Origin of the sequence: Mesorhizobium sp. M0663 (assembly GCF_040320585.1) — a bacterium.
Lineage (GTDB): Bacteria > Pseudomonadota > Alphaproteobacteria > Rhizobiales > Rhizobiaceae > Mesorhizobium.
Genome location: NZ_JAMYPX010000037.1, coordinates 19,879 through 38,121 on the forward strand (window position 1 = coordinate 19,879; position 18,243 = coordinate 38,121).

Genomic DNA, 18,243 nt, shown 5'->3' on the forward strand with positions numbered 1-18,243 from the left:
GGGTGCGGTGACGGATACTCATTGGAACTAGTGTTGCCCCAGGGTCCTCCCACGAGAATGCGGGCGCGCCTTGCGGCCGTTCTGTCCTGGGATGGGAAGGTGAGATGTGGATAGAAAGACCTCAAATGCTGGAGAAGCTGAACAGCTCGAGCAATTTGAGCGCGCTTCTGCGAAACAGCGCGAACTCGCAACCGGAGGAGAGGGCGACACACCGCCAGCTGCCGCTGTCGCTGCGGCGTTGATCAGTGTTTTGGAGACCGGTCGAAACCGGGACATTTTCCATGTCGCGAGTTGCGAACGCGATGCAGCTGACATCACGCAGGCATTGCGCCACTTTCTCCCAGGAGCTGAGATACTGTATATGCCGCCCTGGGATTGCCTGCCCTTCGACAGGATGTGGCCCACTCGCGCCACCATGGGGCGGCGGGTTAGCGTCCTGCAAGCTATTGCGGCCCTTCCAAAAGGTCCCCGCATCACAGTTACTTCGGTCGAATCTGCCCTGCAGCGGGTACCTCCCCCCTCGCTAATCGACCAGGGTTTCGCCCCCCTGCAGATCGGACAGAAGATGGACCTGGGGGCACTTCGGGTGTTGGCTGAGAGAACAGGCTATGTTGTCGACGATCAAGTCGATGAACCTGGCGAGATAGCCGTCCGCGGCGATCTTGTCGATATTTTCCCTGCCGACCGTGACGACCCAGTACGTGTTGTGCTGGGTCCTGGCGGCGCCATCTCTGAACTCAAGACATATAACCCAGTCACTCAACGAAGCGAGCGATCTCTGCACAATGTCGCGGTTGGCCCGGCATCGGAGCTCATCGTGGAAGCCGGCAACGAGTTCGACCGCGCAGCGATGCGCACAGTCCCCATGGAGGAACGCCTGGTCTCGCTCCATTCCGACTTGCCAGCGCTTTTCGATGTCGCGTCGACAGCCTCCATCTGCTTCCTGGCTGGACTGGAAGAGATCGGGCTTGCTCGCGTGTTGGACCTCATTGAGGATGCGTGGCGCGGCAGACACCAAGTATCAGCGACGGCGGGGTTGGCCGCGAAACGATTTTATTTGTCGCGCGAAGAGTGGGATAGCGCGCTGCGGGATCGCCAGTGCTTGAGACTTACTCTGCCGGTCGGTCGAATTCCCAAATTCTACCACCTGCCGCGAGCTGGGCGCGAATTCGCCGCGTTCGCCGAGGCACGCGCAAGTTCGGGGTTTAGTGTGGTGGTGACAGGCGATGCTTCGGAACTGCGCCGAGCAGACCGGCTGATCGAGCATCAGCTCGGTCACAAGATGGAGCCAGTCGCCGACTGGCCGCAAATCCTCTCAGTCAAAAGGGGCTCTCTTCTCAAGGCGGAGTTCGATCTTACGGAGGGCTTTGTCGATCCGCTGTCCCGAATTGCAGTTGTTGCGGCAGCGGACATATTCGGTCCCTCATGGACTGCAAACGCAGGGTCCGGCAGCGGCATAGTCGAACCCGACCTGGGGGTCGGCGATCTAGTTGTCCATGAAGACCACGGCCTGGGCGTCCTTGCCGCCATCGAGCAAATTGAAGTGGCTGGCCTGCAACAGGATGTCGTGAAGGTTGAATATCATGGTGGCGCTTCCTTGCTGGTTCCAGTGGAGGAGTTCGGCCGAATATGGCGCTACGGATCCGAGCCAGATGCAGTGGCCTTGGACCGACTAGACAGTGAAGGTTGGAACAAGCGGCGCCAGTCTGTGGCCCGCGAGATCGAGAAGGTGGCCAGGCGGCTGGTTACCATGTCGAAGGCCAGGTCCCGCCAGTCCGCCGAAATGATCAAGCCGTCGCGTGCCGACCTTGCGCGCTTCGCGGCGCGATTTCCGTACGCCGAAACCCTCGACCAGACCGCCGCAATCCGAGCCGTAATGAACGACCTGTCGTCGGGCAAGACGATGAACCGGCTGGTCTGCGGCGACGTCGGCTTTGGAAAGACGGAGGTGGCGCTTCGGGCGTGTGCTGCCGCAGCATTCTGCGGCAAGCAGGTTGCTGTCGTTGCGCCCACCACGGTGCTCGCGCGCCAGCACTACGAGACGTTCTGCCGTCGATTCGCAGGATTCAACATCGAGGTTGCTCACCTGTCCAGGGTGGTCGGATCGACAGAGACAAGGAAAGTTAAGGACGGTCTGAGAAGCGGTAACATTGCAATCGTCGTCGGGACCCACGCTGTTGCGGCCAAGGGGGTGGCCTTTAGCAATCTGGGGCTGCTCGTAATTGACGAAGAGCATCGGTTCGGGGCCAAGCTGAAGCAATCACTGCGAGGCCTGGCGCCATGCCTCCACACCTTGACGATGAGCGCTACCGCGATACCCCGCACCCTTCAATTGGCGATTGCGGGCGTGCAGGAAGTCAGCGTTCTGAATACACCGCCTGCCAAGCGGCGTCCGGTTCGCACCATCTTGGCTCCTTTCGATGCCGGTTCGGCCAAGGCTGCTCTGTTACGTGAATACCGTCGCGGGGGACAAAGCTTCTTTGTAGTTCCCCGGATAGACGACATCGGGACTGTCTTCAGACAACTGGGCAGGCTGGTTCCGCAGCTCTTGGTGAAGATCGCGCATGGCGAAATGAAAGCGCGTGAGTTGGACGAGATCGTGGTTCGCTTCGCCGCTGGCGAAGGTGACATTTTGCTGGCCACCGACATCATCGAAAGCGGACTTGATATACCGCAGGCGAACACCATTCTGGTTTGGCGGGCGGACCGTTTCGGACTTGCACAGCTCCACCAGCTTCGAGGGCGCGTAGGCAGAGGCAGACTGCAGGGCTTTGCGTTTCTGTTGACCGAGCCCGGTAAGGAATTAGCTGAAGCCACGAGGAGCCGACTTTCGGCTCTTGTGGCGCTCGACCGGCTTGGCTCTGGCCTGACCATCAGCCAAAGGGACCTCGACCTGCGCGGCGCAGGCGATCTTTTCGGCGAGGAACAGGCCGGCCACATAAAGCGGATCGGCGTAGGACTCTACCAAAGATTGCTCGAGCGTGCCTCGTCGGTTGCTCGTGGCGGCCCCTCGTCTGACACACAACTTCCGGACATCAATTTGCAAGCCGGAGGGTCATTCCCAGGAAGCTATGTGCCGGAGCCAGCGATACGCCTCAGCCTGTATTCGCGGTTGTTCCGTATGAGCACGCATTCGGATCTGAATGCATTTGCCGACGAATTGGAGGATCGCTTCGGAGGCATTCCGAGCGAAGTGGCGACGCTGCTGGAGGTAACCCGACTGCGAATGGATGCAGCGCAGTTGGGCTTGAGCCAAGTCGACGTAGGACCCGAAGCGATTGCGATCACCTTTCGCACAAAACCCTCCGCGTCGGTCTGGGAGAACCTTAAAGGGGTGAATGGGTTCGAATTTCGGCGAGGCCGCTTGATCTTCAGGCCGCCAACTAAAACAGGCACTGGACAGCTGGAGGTTCTACGAAGCCTGATCGGTTCCATTCGTTCCGCGCATGCACCAGGATAACTAGTGGCGAGACCGATTGCGGGTCAAAGCACGACCCGCAATGGCCCTCGTAGCGGTCCAAGAAGGCCAGAAAATCAGTCTTGCTGGATATGATCAAAGTCCACGGCGAGACCATGCCTGACCGCACGGTCGGCGACCATGTTCGCAAGCTCCCGGTCCGAGATTGAAGCCATCCCAACGACCTGCCTTAGCGCTCTCAAGGCGAGCCCTGTCGACATGACTCTATCACGCCGGCTGCGTATGCCGACATAGTGTTCCACTAAATCTTCAAGCTGTCGCACCTCGGGCCTCCACATCTGCTCTTCCAGGCCACTATGCTGAGGTTTGTGGCGTATGCATTCACATTCGTTAAGGGACTAAGACAAACGCGCCTGGCAGCCCACCGAATGCCAGGGCATGCTGGTTGCTTGCGTGTCATATGTCACAGCGTCGCGCGCTGAATGATCGTTCGCTCAGCTGTCGCGCAGATCTGCGCATCTACCGACTTTCACTCCACTTACCCGAACTTGCGCGACCGGCCACTCTCTTCCTGACGCCGTCCCTTCGATGCGGGTATTTTTTGTGATTGTCTCTCAGCCCGTTCTTCATCTCTCCAAGAGGCAGGATGGCACCTTACCACGCACCCGGACGAAGTCTGTACGGGGCACGCAATTTGTAGGAAGTGGTCGGGAACAGGAAAGATGGTTGACCGTTCCAGCTGAATGGAAAATCATCATGCGTCAAAGCCCGACACGATTTTGGTTGTTAGTGCTGACGTGACCACTCGTTCGGCCACGGCGGACTACCTTCGACATTGTGGCTACCGAGTTATCGAGGCAAAAGATGCCCTTGCTGCTCAAGAGGCGGTGGGGCATTCCGGCTTCTACGTCGATACCATTTTATCGGACGTTGATCTGCCAGGCGGGACGAATGGGTTTCAGCTTGCCGCGTGGGTTCGGCAGAATAGAGAAGACATCAAGGTGGTGCTGTCATCGGCCGTGGAACGAACCGCCAAAGCAGCCGGTGACCTCTGCCAGGATGGCCCTCGAATCGCCAAGCCGTATGACTTGGCAATTCTCCTGGCCCGCATCAGGAGATTGAACCGCTGGCCTTTTAGAGATCTCGACCAAAGTTCCTAAGCTTGTCAGCTTCGACACCAGGCAGCAACCCTGCAGGCAGACGATCCTCATACCGGAAGTTCCGCAATGGAGCGCAGCCGAGATGCTCAAGCGGTCGCTGTGACGCGGCGGGTTGAAGTCAGCGGTCAACCGACCGTCGCTCAACCTGTTGGCTGCCGCAGAGCCGTGGCGAAGGAACAACAAGAGACTGGGCCAGTTAGACCATGCATGCGTCGATACAATGAAACAGGAGATGACAATGGCGACGAAGAAAGGCTCTCAAGGCGGCTCCAAAGGTTTGGAAGACCTTTTCCATGATGGGTTGAAAGACATTTACTACGCTGAACGCAAGATTCTGACCGCGCTCCGGAAAATGGCAAAGGGGGCGGAGTCAGAAGAGCTGAAGGCGGCGTTCGAAAAACATCGTGACGAGACCGAAGGTCAAATCGAGCGCCTGCAGCAAGTTTTTGACGCATTTGGCAAGAGAGCCCAAGGGAAAACGTGCCCGGCGATCGACGGCATCATCGAAGAAGGACAGGAGATTTTGGAGGAATTCGAGGAGGCTCCGGCATTGGACGCGGGTCTCGTGGCTGCAGCCCAGTCCGTGGAACACTATGAAATAGCGCGCTACGGGACTCTTGTCACATGGGCCGGGTTACTTGATCTGAAAGACGCCGTCCCGCTACTCGAACAGACGCTCAAGGAAGAAAAAGCAACCGATGAGGCGCTCACCCGACTGGGCGAAACAGGGGTCAACGAACGGGCGATGCAACAGGCGGCATAACTTCGGATCGAATCGAGGCCACCGCGGCCCCGGACAGACGGATTGGAGCTTGGTTGTATCCAGGCACACATGCGCAGCAGCCGCCGCGCCGTCGACGTGGCGGTGGCCGACCGGTTCCGACTAGGCGACCGGAACTGACAATGGGCGATTGCCGCGTACGATTCATCCAGACCGAATTCATGAAGTCCGGCGGACGTTGCGAGCACGCGGTCTCCAATGACGGCTTTCATTGGGTGGTGCTCAATCCGGCGATATTGTCGCTGCCCGACACCGATGAGGACGGCATCTACGATCCCCATCCGGCAATCGTCGGCGGCAAGCGCTACATCGTCTATTCAGGCATGCCCAAAATCACCAGGGTGCCCCAGCCTGATGTCTATCTGGCGCGCAGCCAATCCGATTCCTGGTTCGGGCCATGGAAACGTCTTGGCAAGATACTCGATCATCTCGACGTGCCGCATCACAATGCGCGCGAGCACCCCGATTACGAATGGGGGATCGAAGGCGCGCAGCTCGTCGAGCTGCCGGACGGTCGTGTGCTTCTCAACGCCACCTGTTTCCTCCCCGACGGCCCCCGTGGAAGCCGTCAACGCGTTTTCTTTGCTATCGCCGATAGGGTAGAGGGTCCTTATGTCTCTGTCGGCCCCGTCCTTGATCCTGGTGAGCCCGGCGAGAATGGCCATTCGACGGTGATGATCGACGGCCGGCAACTGACCTTGTTCTACCAGAGCAGGCGTGAGGCTACGAACCATCGCTGGCGGTTCCGGTTGGCAAAGTGCGACCTGGATCGACACATACTTTCGAGAGTTGCCTAGATGTATAAGTTCCGGCATTTGCCGGAACGGAGGATGAAGCGCTCTGGCGGTTCGTGGGACGGATCGCTTTGTAGCGGTGATTTGAGGGTAGCAGGCGAAAGGCAGCCAGTGGGCGAGCCTTGCAACGGGGTATCTATACACGTCAGGCAAGCTGGTCGCCTCATAAACGACGTTGCCAGCTGAAATTCGGCAATGGACTGTAATTGCGCGCAGCAACGCCGCCAGTCGACTCAGGCGGTTTTGATCCTGAGCAGGAGGTCCTGATGTAATTTCCAAAGCCTTTGCCGAAAATGTTGATGCCGCCGGGGCGCTTGGCGTCGTCCTTGACGCCGATACGGACGCGGATTGAATGATGGTTCTTCAGGTCAAGTGCGGCGAGGCCGGTTTCGGAAATCCTGAGACCGTCGACATAGGTGCCTTCATTGACAATTCGCCAGTTCTTGAGCTTGCCGTATTGCGAGCCCTTGAGCTTCCACCAGGAGGGCGTGAAGACGCCGCGCTTGTCGCCGAAATCCCCCGGCGACGTCCAGGTGCCGACATCGACGCCATTGATCGTCAGCGTGATGTCCGACGGCCAATCGGCGCTGGTGCCCGGCACCTCCGAGGACAGCTCAATCGCAACTTCGAGTCCGGTGATCTCGGCATGTGCGAGCTTGGCGTTATTGGGGAACTGGTATTCGACAAAACCGCGCGTGAACCATAGCAGACCGGCTTTCATGCGGTCGGGATCGAGGAAAGTGTTGGGAACATCGAGCAGACCGATGATGCCGTCCGGCGAACAAAGGCCGCAGGGCGCGGTAACCTCGAAGCCGGTGTAAAGCCCGACCGGCATCGACACTTCGATCGCGTCGTTCTTGACCGCACGATATTCGCTCTTGAACACGACGAGCACTTCTTCAGCGGTCGGATAGCAGATTTTCTGACTGCCTTTCTTGTCTTGTTCTCGGTGCGGATCAGCCCCGCATCCTCCAGCACCTGGATGTTGGTCGAGACGGTCGACTGCGGCAGCGACAGCACGGCGGCGATTTTCGTTGACATTCATCGGCCCCTTCTCGTGCAGCAGTTTCAGCATGGAGATCCGCGCCGAGGAGGCAAGCCCCTTGAGCACGGCAATGCCTTCCTGAGGTTCGATCACCAGAAAATTGCGACTCATGAAGTTGCCAGTCTATGCTCGTGACAGAGGTTATGGCTTCGCTCGTGCTTGTAAGTTGCGTTGGTGGGTGGGCATTGCAACGGCGCTGAACGAAACGCCGAGCCGGTGATTTGGTTACATCAAGCGCTCGAAAGGCAGTAAGCCCGGCATGCTGCACCAACAAGGATGGTGCGACACGTTTACATTTCTCAGAGCGTCAACTCCTTGTAATGCGGGGTGCTTGACAGCCCGCGGCCTCAATGCAGATGACTAGACGCTAAAGGCAGACAGAAACGAGCCGCGAATTGCGGCCGTTCCCCTGGCCAGTCTGCAAGGTGCCAGACCTCGACCTCGATGTTCGCGGAACCGGCGGGGATGGATGCACACGATGCGGTTCGCTGACATGCGTTGTGGCCGTAAGTTATATATCATCGGATTCGCCACCCGATAGGGTCGGGACAGGGTTCCACCTATTGCTTTGCGCATGATCTTTCTGAAAACCGGATTCCCATTAGCGGGATCATGCGCCAGTGCCGGCCTACTTCATGCTGGCCGCGGCAGCGACCCTGTCGACCATGGCGAGAACAGCTAGCGGTGCGGTATGGTGGACCATGTGGCCGGCCTGCGGAATGATATCGACAAAGCAACCAGGAATCTCGGATTGTAGCCTAAGAGCCTCGGTTTTCGCATCGAACAACCGGTCGCCGGCCCCTGCGATAATGCCGACAGGCAGCGACAGATCATCGTAGCGGGTGAAGCGGCCGCCAGCCAGCGCGGCCGCCAGCATCAATCCCGATTCGGCTGCGATCGACCGCAGTTGTGAGGGCCGGCTGGCGATGTCCTTTGCCGACGAAGCAAACGCTGCAGAGATGATGCCGGGGCGAAATATCTTGCCCATGGCAAGCGGCCAGGTGAGCCGCACAAGCAGCGGCAGCAAGGTGTGGCAGAAAACATCCCCGGCGACAGGCAAGGCCGGCAGCGCCGCCAGTGCGAGGCCCAGGCGCGGCGGCGGATAGTAATAACCTGAGGCAAGCACGATTCCGGCAACTGATGCTGGGTGCCTGCGCGCGAGCTGGAGAGCCACCGACGCGCCCCAGGAATGGCCCAGAATGAAATATCTTTCGGTCCCAAGCTGCGCGACGGCGGCATGAATGAGATCGGCTTGCTCGGCCGCCGTCCACCATTTGCCTCGCGGCCGCGTGCTCCTGCCGAAGCCGGGCCGGTCAAAGGCGAGCACCCGGTATCTGCTGGCCGCTTTGTCGAGCATGCCGCTGGTCTTGAAATCTTCGGCCGACGAGCCGTTTCCGTGCAGCAGGATCAACGGCGTCCCGCTGCCCTGCTCAAGGAGATGCAGGCGCACCCCCGCCACTCCGATAAAGCGCCCCGACCCGTGCGGGAAAAGCGCGCGTCTGGCGCGAGCGCTGTTGTACAGCGCCAGGCCAGACAGCCCGGCGCCAAGCAGGATGGCGGCTGCTGTTGTCTTGTTTGTGCGACGGACCACTAGCGGCCGCCGCGCGCAAACTGGACAGGCGTGACCGCTCTCGAATGCGTTGTTGCTGCTGCCGAACTGCCGCGCATGTCGGCTGTGTGGCTCGCCGAGTCCATCTTTGCTCTCCCTGTTTGGCTGCCCCCAACCCGTCTGATCGCCGGTTGTTCCTGGAAGCAGGCTCTGCTGGTTTCCGCTCGGCGGAACTTTGCGATAGGAACGCAGGTTAGGGCGCTTGACGCCGATCCGCTGAAGGCGATCCCGATGAGCGACGCAGCACCTCTTGGGCGGGGCTCCGGCTGAGGCGCGGGGCGATATCGCTGCCGGCGAAGCAAATAAGACGCTAGGGGATTGTCCCAGCCGCAGCTCCCAGGAGACGGACGGGGAATCCCGGTAACGCTCCGCTTAAGAACCCGGCCCCACCTCGTGAACCGCCGGAGTTCAACAACCAGGCGAGCTATGCCAATGCGACGCGCCAGCTGAACGACGAGACGGACTTCCAACCCCGCACATGCGAGCCAGTCCCGGTTATTCAGCCACCGTCGTGCTGGCCGCGGCAGCCTTTATCGGAGCAGCCATGCTGCCCTGAATACTGCCCCACCCAGTAGCAATGGCTGGAGAGTTGCTTCCGGCCCGCAACCTGCTGACGCGCTAACTTCAGGCGCAACCGAGTCTGCTGCAGATTCTTTACACTCGTGGGGCGGCTAGGTGTCGGCTCTGCCAGGCGGGATCCTTTCGGAAAAGAGGAAGGTCGCTGGATCAAGTTTCAACGCCTTGGCGATCGCGGCAATCGTGTCCACACTGATGTTGCCGCTCGCGCGTTCCAGTTTCGTGAATGTCGCCTCCGCCACGCCGATGAGTTCGGCCATCTCATAGCGGTGCAAAGTACGTCGTTGTCGCTCAAAATCGATGATATGCGCCAGCCGCTTGCGGATCGCATTGTCGTCCAACTGATGCGCCCATTCCGGAACTTTCTTACCGCCGGCGAGCAGTCCTGCAAAAGACACTTCCAAGCCCTTTGCCATGATCTGCAGCGTCGTCAATGTGACATTATTTTTCTGACGCACAGTCTGAATGTAGGTTCGATAGGCCAGTTTTTCGCCCTCGGGGGTTCGAAACAGTTCGGCCATGTGCATATGGGATAAGCCGCGTCTGGCTCTCTCCCGCTCGAGCGTCAGGGCAATGTTGGCGCGCAACGGGTTGTTGACCACGCCTCCGTCGTCTCGTTTCATAAATCGATGTAGTCGCACAAAGCCTGCCTTTTCGATCTGTCCTTTTTCGCGCGGATCATCCATAGTAAACTATCAAATCCGCAGCGAGGAAAAGGCTATGACCATACTCAAATTCCTATTGGGGGGTGCCGTCGCCATGGCGGGCGCCGCAGCTCTTCCATCCCAATCAAAAGCGTCGGAATGGGGCTGTCAGGTCCTCCTATGTCTTTCCGGCGACTGGCAAGGCACCCCCTCGTGCCACCCGCCAATTTACAGGTTGATTGCGGCGATGGAAGCCCCGGGTTTTAATTGGCCGACCTGTCCGCAAGCCAACTCCAGCGCGGCGAGATTTGAGAAGTATGAGGATTGTCCGTCTGGCTGGGAAGCAGTTGGCAGCTCCGAATTCGATCGGCCGGGCTTAGGTCAAGAACAAAACATCTGCCGCATCGCGGCCGATAGGCTCTCCTTGCCCGTCGTTTTCAAAAACAACGCCCTCAGCAGGCATCATGGAGACGGATCACGTCAGGTCCAAATCGAAATCGACGGTAAGGTGGTTGCGGCAAAAATCCAGACCGCGGGGAACGATCGAGGGCATTCCGTCGGTAATGGCCCCACCTACGTCACCATCCCTCGACCGATACGCGGAAAGCCCTGGTTCATCGAGTATGATGACGCGAACGGTGTGCGCCAGAAAAGCTGGTTCAATCTCAACATGCCATGAGCCAGGCGATCACGCAGGACGACGTACTATGGGATCGCAATTCAGGGAGGTCTGTAGTGTTCAAAGCGCTTCTCCTGTCCACTGTGATTTTGAACACAGGCGCAGTGTTGACGGCGGCTGGTCAGAGCGACAAGCCGCGATCAAGCGTGGACAATCCTATGTGGCCCGCTTCACTGAAATGGGACTGCAAGACCGCCGCCAAAATCGTGTGTGAGCGTGACGGCAGTTGCACAGTGGCCGAGGACCATACTAGGTTTGTGCTGAACTATGGCAGCAACGAAGCTGAGTTCCCGGCCAGCAATGTCAGGATCAAACGGCACTATCAACAGACCGTGCAGGCAAGCCCTTTGCAGCAGGAAGTTAAAGTCGAACTGGCTGACAATCGCGTTCTTTGGCTGACGGCCGTGGATGCCAGCCGCACTTATTCGGAAGCCTGGGTCGGCGCAATGAGCGAGTTGAAGGGCGGCGCGGTACTCATGGAATCCGAGGGCGTCTATTGTATGCCGCACAAGTGAGTGAGCCGAGAGGGAAGGCGAGCGAAAACCGATATGTTCTGACCTCGAGCGCCAGCCACCGGCGTTTCAGAAAAGTCCGGCATAACCGTCTTCCCGGTCTAGTTTCATCAGACGATCAGCCGTCGACTCCTGCGCAGCGGCGTCCTGACCCATCACGGCCAGCGCAGCGAACAGCCCAACAGATTTCCTCATCCAAGTCCCCTCACGCCAAGGACCAAGAACGTTTTGCCTTGCCTGGCGAGAGCTGGGTGAGGATGGTCAGGAGGTCTTGCATGACTAACCTGTCAACAATGAAACGAACATGCCATGGTACGGTGCTTGAGCGCATCGTGGTGGTGGGGCTGGCGGCCTGCCCCTGACCGCAACGATCGACAATCTGCCGGAAGTGTGTTCGGGGTCGCGCCGACCTATCGCTTGTTCACCGATTATATCGAGCGATCGAGGTTCTCAAAGACCGGTGGCGCTCCTTTATGGCATCGCGCCGAACAGCAGTCTCGGGGGGTACGACCAATATCGTCCCAAGCGCGCGGGCCGAGGTCGATCTGACACGGTCGAGCCCCCAGGGGCATCTCGATGTGAGCGGGCGTTTCGGCGCCGAGCGGCAGTTCGGGGTCCGATTCAACGGCAGCTATCACGGCGGCGACGCCGATCGACGACCAAAAGCGCGACGTGCCGGTGGTGACAATCTGCGGCGCGGGCCGCACCGGGCAACGGAGCGCCGATCGCCACGATCAAGCCTGGCCGGTCTGCGCCCCCCAATCGGATGTTAGAGCTCATGCTAATGAGGCGTCAGCACTCCGATTTTCTCACCGGTCCGGGAAAATCGGAAGATAATTCCTTATCTCTATAGATTTTGTCGAATATCGTCCGATCCCGTCTTGGCAACCGGGCATCCCCTTGGTGGAACAGGAGATCGACGACACGTGGCAAGAATTTCGGTTCTCGGCATATCCGGCGGCGTTAGTACGCCATCCCGCACCACCGCGGTGGTGAGCGCGCTGGTCAAGGCGGTCGCGTCGCGTGTCCCGTCGGACGCCGGCCTGATCGAAATCACCGAGGCGGCGCCTTCGATTTTCGCCGGGTTGTCTCGTGGCGCGCTTGGCGCGTCTGGCGAAGCGATCATCCAGCGTGTCGAGAAGGCCGATCTGCTCGTGGTCGGAACGCCGGTCTACAGGGCATCCTACACCGGCGCCCTCAAGCACCTGTTCGACCTCGTCGATTATCGTGCACTGACGGGCAAGACCGTGCTTCTCGCGGCGACCGGCGGAAGTCCATACCATGGCCTGGTGCTCGAACATCAGCTCCGGCCATTGTTCGGTTTTTTCGGGGCCGTCACCGTTCCGACCGGCGTCTACGGCGCGCCCGACGATTTCGTCGATGCCAAGATCGTCGGCGCAGCGATTATCGAGCGCATCTCACGGGCCGCTACCGAAGCGGTCTCCTTGCTTAATTCCAGTCATGGAAACGCTGCCGTCGCCACGCGCGTCGGTTGAAGCCAATCAAAAGGGGAAACGAACGCAATGACCTCGAATTCCGACGACGTGAAATTCGCCTACTGGGTCCCGAACGTCTCGGGCGGCCTTGTCATCTCCAACATCGAGCAGCGGACGGGTTGGGACATCGACTATAACCGCAAGCTCGCCCAGATCGCCGAGGCCAACGGCTTCGACTACGCACTGAGCCAGATACGCTTCACCGCCGGCTATGGCGCCGACAACCAGCACGAATCCGTATCGTTCAGCCACGCCCTGCTTGCGGCGACCACAACGCTGAAAGTCATCGCGGCGATCCTGCCCGGCCCCTGGAATCCAGCGCTGGCGGCCAAGCAGATAGCCACCATCAACCACCTGACCAATGGCCGTGTCGCGGTCAATGTCGTGAGCGGCTGGTTCCGCGGTGAGTTCGCCGCCATCGGCGAGCTGTGGCTCGACCATGACGAGCGCTATCGCCGCTCGGAGGAATTCATCCGCGCGCTGCGCGGCATCTGGACCGAGGACAATTTCACTCTGAAGGGCGACTTCTATCGCTTTACCAACTACTCGATGAAGCCGAAGCCGATCGATCCCCAGCCGGAGATATTCCAGGGCGGCTCATCACGCGCGGCGCGCGACATGGCTGCGCGGGTTTCCGATTGGTATTTCACCAACGGCAACACGCCGGAAGAGATCAAGAAGCAGGTTGACGACATCAAGACCAAGGCGAAGGCCAATGGCCACAAGGTCAAGATCGGCGTCAACGCCTTTGCCATCGCTCGCGAAACCGAGGCAGAAGCGCGCACCGTGCTCGACGAGATCATCGCCAAGGCCAATCCGGAGGCGGTGCAGGGTTTCGCCGATCAGGTCAAGAATGCCGGCAAGGCCTCGCCGGAAGGCGAGGGTAACTGGGCAAAATCCTCCTTCGAGGATCTTGTCCAATACAATGACGGCTTCCGCAGCAATCTCATCGGCACGCCGGAACAGATTGCCGAACGCATCCTCAAGCTGAAGGATGCCGGCGCGGATCTGATCCTGCTCGGCTTCCTGCATTTCCAGGAAGAGGTGGAGTTCTTCGGCAAGCGCGTCATCCCTCTGGTGCGCGAACTGGAAGCGGCGCGCGACAGGGAGCTCGTCGCCGCGGAATAGGACAGGCGCGGCCTTCAGGCCGCCGCCCGCACGCCTTCAAAATCAGGAACGTTTCATGATTGGTGCTTCGCTGGGAGCCGCCGCATACGAGCGCGCGCCCGAAATTTCCGGCATTCTTGCTGGTGCTGGTCCCGTCGAGGACACGCGCCCGGCGCGCCTGTCGGCAAAGGCTGATGCGATCCTGGCGCTGGGCGGGATCAGCATTTCCTTTGGTGGCGTCACGGCACTGCGGGATGTCGACCTCGAGGTCAAAAGCCGCGAGATCCGCGCTGTGATCGGTCCCAATGGCGCCGGCAAATCCTCGCTGATCAACATCATCAGCGGCCTCTATCACGCCGATCAGGGCAAGATCGTGATCGATGGCCAGTCCTTCTCCCGGGTGTCGGCAAGCCGTCTGGCACGGCTCGGCGTCGCGCGCACCTTCCAGAACTTGGCACTGTTCGGTGGGCTTTCAGTGCGCGACAACATCGCGTCGGGCCGCGTCCACACCCGGCGCGCCAGCTTCGTCGAACATATTGCGGGCTTGCCACGCGCCCGCCGCGAAGATGCCGCGATCGCTGAAAAGGTCGACCAGACAATCGCCTTCCTGCATCTCGAGGCCGTGGCCGATCGCCTGGTCGCAACGCTGCCCTACGGCCTGCAGAAGCGGGTCGAACTGGCGCGCGCGCTTGTCGCCGAGCCGAAGATCCTGCTGCTCGACGAGCCGATGGCCGGCATGACGGCGACCGAGAAGGCCGAGATGGCCGGTTTCGTGCGCGCAGCGCGCGACCGGCACGACGTCACCATCATCCTGATCGAACACGATATCGGCGTGGTCATGGGGCTCTCCGACCGCGTCGCCGTGCTCGACTACGGCCGCAAGATCGCCGACGGGACACCGGCCGAGGTGAGGGCCAATCCGGCGGTGATCCGGGCCTATATCGGCACCGCCGAAGGCGAAGATGGCGAGGGCATCTGATGAGCTACTATGATTTCCTCTTCGTCATCGAGGTGCTGGTCGGTGGCTTGCTCTCAGGCGTCATGTATTCGCTCGTCGCCATCGGTTTCGTGCTGATCTACAAGACGTCGGGCGTGCTGAACTTCGCGCAAGGGTCGATGGTGCTGTTCGCCGCACTCACCTTTGTCAGCCTTGTCGAACGCGGCATCCCGTTTGCGCTTTCGCTGCTCATTACCCTCGCGGTCATGGTTGCGCTGGGCTTCACCATCGAGCGAACTGTGCTGAGGCCGCTGGTCAATCGCTCGCCGATGACGCTGTTCATGGCCACGCTTGGTCTGTCTTACATCATTGAAGGCGCTGCCCAGTTGGTGTGGGGCACCCAGGTGCACGGGCTCGATCTCGGCATCGACGACACGCCGTTCGAGGTCGGCGGCATCCTGATCTCGTCATTCGATCTTCTTGCTGCAGGCATTGCCGCGGCGATGGTCGCCGGCTTGAGCGCATTCTTCTATTGGACCCGCATCGGCCTGGCGTTTCGCGCCGTCGCAGACGACCAGTTCGCGGCGCTCGCCGTCGGGCTGCGGCTGCCCCGGATCTGGGGGACGGTGTGGACCGCCGCGGGGTTCGTGGCACTGGTCGCGGGACTTTTGTGGGGCGCGCGCCTCGGCGTCCAGTTCTCGCTGTCGCTGATCGTGCTGAAGGCGCTGCCGGTGCTGGTGCTTGGCGGCTTCGATTCCATCCTCGGCGCCATCGTCGGCGGCCTCATCATCGGCGCCAGCGAGAAGCTCGCCGAGGTCTACCTCGGACCCTTTGTCGGTGGCGGCATCGAAGGCTGGTTCGCTTATGCGCTGGCGCTGGTCGTCCTGCTGGTGCGCCCCTCCGGGCTGTTTGGCCAGAAGACTGTCGAAAGGGTCTGACCGATGGCCGTGCAAGCGCTCGATGCCGCAAGGCTTCCAATCGACTGGCAGAAGTTAGCCCTGCCGGCCGCCCTGATTGCCGTGGCCTACGGCCTGATCCCCGCCTATGCGTCGAGCTATCTCGTCGAGGCGATCCTGCTGCCGTTCCTTGCGCTCAGCCTGGCGGCGGTCGGCCTCAACCTTTTGACCGGCTATTGCGGCCAGCTTTCGCTGGGCTCCTCCGCCTTCATGGCGGTCGGCGCTTTCGCCGCCTACAATTTCAACCTTCGGGTCGAAGGACTGCCGCTGGCTGCGACCATGATCCTGGCCGGGATTTCGGCCGCCGGCATCGGCGTCGTGTTCGGATTGCCGAGCCTGCGCCTGCGCGGCTTCTATCTCGCCGTCTCGACGCTCGCCGCCCAGTTCTTCGTGCAGTGGGCGCTGACCAAGTTCGGCTGGTTCTCCAACGACAACCCTTCCGGGGTGATCTCGGCGCCGCACCTTGCCGTTGCGGGCTTCTCGCTCGACAGGGCGACGGGCCGCTACCTGCTCTCGGTGACCACGGTCATCGTGCTCACGGCGCTCGTCTGGCGCCTGGTCAACAGCGCGACCGGCCGCAATTTCATCGCCGTGCGCGACAACGAAACCGCCGCGCGGGTGATCGGCGTCCCTGTGCTGAAGACCAAGCTGCTCGCGTTCGCCATCTCGTCCTTCATCATCGGCGTCGCCGGCGTGCTGTGGGCCTTCACCTATCTGCGCACCGTCGAGCCGGCCGGCTTCAATCTCGACCGCTCGTTCCAGATCCTGTTCATCATCATCATCGGCGGGCTGGCCTCGATACGCGGCGCCTTTCTGGGAGCGGCGTTCATCGTCATCTTTCCGCTCATCCTGTCGCGGCTTGGCGCCTTCCTGTTTGGCGGACTGTTCGATTCGGGTGTTCTCGACATGAGTCAGCGCATCGTGCTCGGCGCGCTCATCATCATCTTCCTCATCGCGGAACCGAACGGGCTGTCGGCCCTCTTCGACCGCCTGAAACGACGGATCGGCTCAAGGTCCAGCTGAGCGCCGCTCGACATCCTCTCACGGACCACAACCTCAGGAGACGCAATCCATGACCTTCTTCAGTCACCTACGAAAAGCGGCGATCGCCACGGCCTTCGTGCTCGGCGCGACGGCGGTCCACGCCGACGAACAGTATTTTCCTCTTCAGAGCTACCGCGTCGGCCCTTACGCCGCCGGCGGCACCGGCTTTTTCGGCGGCTTCATCGACTATCTCAACCTGATCAACATCCGCGACGGCGGCGTCAACGGCGTCAAGCTGACCTGGAGCGAGGGCGAGACGCAGTATGAGGTCGAGAAGGGCGTCGAGGTCTATGAACGATTGAAGAGCAATCCCGGCATCGCCGCCTGGAACCCGCTTTCGGTCGGCATCGCCTATGCCATGATCGACCGCATCACCGATGACAAGGTGCCGCTGATCACCATCAACCACGGCCGCACCGACACCACGGACGGGCGCGTGTTCCCTTACGTCTTCCCGCTGCTGCTCAATCCCTACAGCGAGACCTCCGGCATCGTGAACTACATCGCCTCCAAGGAAGGCGGCCTGGACAAGCTCAAAGGCAAGAAGATCGTGGTGCTCTATCACGGCTCGCCCTACGGCAAGGAGACGATCCCGATCTATGAATTGCTTTCGCAGAAATACGGCTTCGAGCTGTCGCAGATCGAGGTTCCGCATCCCGGCAACGAACAGCAGGCGCAGTGGCTGACGATCCGACGCGAGCATCCCGACTATGTGGTGCTGCGCGGCTGGGGCGTGATGAACCCGGTTGCGCTCAAGACCGCGCAGAAGACCGGCTTCCCCGCCGATCACATCGTCGGCAACGTCTGGTCGAACTCCGAAGAGGACGTGATCCCCGCCGGCGACGCCGCCAAGGGCTATACGGCCATCACCACCCAGGCATCGGGCGAGCAGTATCCGGTGGTCCAGGAGATCGTCAAAACGGTCTACGACGCCGGCAAGGGTAACCTTGAGGACAAGAGCCGGATCGGTTCGGTCTACCATAATCTGGGCATCGTTAACGGCATCCTCAATGTAGAGGCGGTCCGCATCGCGCAGGCCAAGTTCGGCAACCGCACATTGACCGGCGACGAAGTGCGCTGGGGCTTCGAGCATCTCAAGCTCGATCCGGCGCGCGTCGAGGCGCTCGGCGCTAAGGATCTGTTCCATTCCATCAACGTCTCCTGGGACAATCACGAAGGTGACGGCTACGTGACCTTCCAGCAGTGGGACGGCAAGAAGTGGAACGTCGTCTCCGACTGGATTGCGCCCGACTGGAAGCTGCTGCGTCCGATCATCGAGAAGTCGTCCGAAGCTTATGCCCAGGAAAAGGGCATCAAGATCCGCACGGCCGAAGACGCCGAAGCAGTGGTCAGCAACTGAAGTCCAACAACTCGCGGCCCGCCCCCGGGGCCGGCCCGCTATAGAGGCGAAGGGGGGGGGCGAGATGGTCAGCCCCGCAAAAGCGGTCCAGGGGGGGCGTAGCGGGGGGGGCCGGGAAAGACCCG

The 18,243-nt window shown here is 60.5% G+C and carries 15 protein-coding genes and 1 pseudogene; 12 read left to right on the top strand and 4 right to left on the bottom strand.

Features of this window, described 5'->3' with window-relative positions:
• The first annotated feature begins 106 nt into the window (after positions 1-106).
• From NKI54_RS32000 to NKI54_RS32015, 4 genes are all read left to right on the top strand, one after another.
• Positions 107-3,460 (top strand): DEAD/DEAH box helicase, encoded by a 3,354-nt coding sequence (locus tag NKI54_RS32000; RefSeq protein WP_352693647.1) that lies wholly within the window; start codon positions 107-109, stop codon positions 3,458-3,460.
• A 701-nt stretch (positions 3,461-4,161) separates the two neighbouring features.
• On the top strand, positions 4,162-4,578 hold the full coding sequence (locus NKI54_RS32005; RefSeq protein WP_352642608.1) for a response regulator transcription factor: 417 nt from the start codon (positions 4,162-4,164) through the stop codon (positions 4,576-4,578).
• A gap of 238 nt (positions 4,579-4,816) precedes the next feature.
• Complete coding sequence (locus tag NKI54_RS32010; protein WP_352642610.1) at positions 4,817-5,341, top strand: YciE/YciF ferroxidase family protein; 525 nt, start codon at positions 4,817-4,819, stop codon at positions 5,339-5,341.
• A gap of 140 nt (positions 5,342-5,481) precedes the next feature.
• A complete protein-coding gene (locus NKI54_RS32015; RefSeq protein ID WP_352693649.1) occupies positions 5,482-6,156 on the top strand; it encodes a glycoside hydrolase family protein in 675 nt (224 codons plus the stop codon).
• 230 nt (positions 6,157-6,386) lie between these two features.
• Here NKI54_RS32015 and NKI54_RS32020 read toward each other — a convergent pair.
• From NKI54_RS32020 to NKI54_RS32030, 3 genes and pseudogenes are all read right to left on the bottom strand, one after another.
• Positions 6,387-7,309, bottom strand: a pseudogene (locus NKI54_RS32020) (ArsR/SmtB family transcription factor).
• A 517-nt stretch (positions 7,310-7,826) separates the two neighbouring features.
• Entirely contained in the window at positions 7,827-8,789 is a 963-nt protein-coding gene (locus NKI54_RS32025; protein ID WP_352594233.1) for an alpha/beta fold hydrolase, read from the bottom strand.
• 689 nt (positions 8,790-9,478) lie between these two features.
• Positions 9,479-10,069, bottom strand: coding sequence for a helix-turn-helix domain-containing protein (locus tag NKI54_RS32030; RefSeq protein ID WP_352594232.1), 591 nt, complete (start codon positions 10,067-10,069; stop codon positions 9,479-9,481).
• A 34-nt stretch (positions 10,070-10,103) separates the two neighbouring features.
• On the opposite strand from NKI54_RS32030, the gene NKI54_RS32035 reads away from it, so the two are divergent.
• Complete coding sequence (locus NKI54_RS32035; RefSeq protein ID WP_352594231.1) at positions 10,104-10,706, top strand: hypothetical protein; 603 nt, start codon at positions 10,104-10,106, stop codon at positions 10,704-10,706.
• Between the two features lie 56 nt (positions 10,707-10,762).
• The gene (locus NKI54_RS32040) at positions 10,763-11,221 is read left to right on the top strand and encodes a hypothetical protein (protein ID WP_352594230.1); all 459 of its coding nucleotides are present in this window, start codon (positions 10,763-10,765) and stop codon (positions 11,219-11,221) included.
• A 66-nt stretch (positions 11,222-11,287) separates the two neighbouring features.
• Here NKI54_RS32040 and NKI54_RS32045 read toward each other — a convergent pair whose 3' ends face one another.
• The gene (locus NKI54_RS32045; protein ID WP_023722890.1) at positions 11,288-11,413 is read right to left on the bottom strand and encodes a hypothetical protein; all 126 of its coding nucleotides are present in this window, start codon (positions 11,411-11,413) and stop codon (positions 11,288-11,290) included.
• Between the two features lie 740 nt (positions 11,414-12,153).
• Here NKI54_RS32045 and msuE point away from each other — a divergent pair.
• The 6 genes from msuE to NKI54_RS32080 are packed head-to-tail and all read left to right on the top strand — an operon-like array spanning position 12,154 to position 18,118.
• A complete protein-coding gene (msuE, locus tag NKI54_RS32055; protein WP_502898286.1) occupies positions 12,154-12,714 on the top strand; it encodes an FMN reductase in 561 nt (186 codons plus the stop codon).
• Between the two features lie 27 nt (positions 12,715-12,741).
• The gene (sfnG, locus tag NKI54_RS32060) at positions 12,742-13,842 is read left to right on the top strand and encodes a dimethylsulfone monooxygenase SfnG (protein ID WP_352496336.1); all 1,101 of its coding nucleotides are present in this window, start codon (positions 12,742-12,744) and stop codon (positions 13,840-13,842) included.
• A 55-nt stretch (positions 13,843-13,897) separates the two neighbouring features.
• On the top strand, positions 13,898-14,800 hold the full coding sequence (locus NKI54_RS32065) for an ABC transporter ATP-binding protein (protein ID WP_352693651.1): 903 nt from the start codon (positions 13,898-13,900) through the stop codon (positions 14,798-14,800).
• Entirely contained in the window at positions 14,800-15,696 is an 897-nt protein-coding gene (locus tag NKI54_RS32070; protein ID WP_023722895.1) for a branched-chain amino acid ABC transporter permease, read from the top strand. The genes NKI54_RS32065 and NKI54_RS32070 overlap by 1 nt, the downstream gene beginning before the upstream one ends.
• Positions 15,697-15,699: 3 nt before the next feature.
• A complete protein-coding gene (locus NKI54_RS32075; RefSeq protein WP_352693653.1) occupies positions 15,700-16,737 on the top strand; it encodes a branched-chain amino acid ABC transporter permease in 1,038 nt (345 codons plus the stop codon).
• A 49-nt stretch (positions 16,738-16,786) separates the two neighbouring features.
• A complete protein-coding gene (locus NKI54_RS32080; RefSeq protein WP_352693655.1) occupies positions 16,787-18,118 on the top strand; it encodes an ABC transporter substrate-binding protein in 1,332 nt (443 codons plus the stop codon).
• Positions 18,119-18,243: the final 125 nt, after the last annotated feature.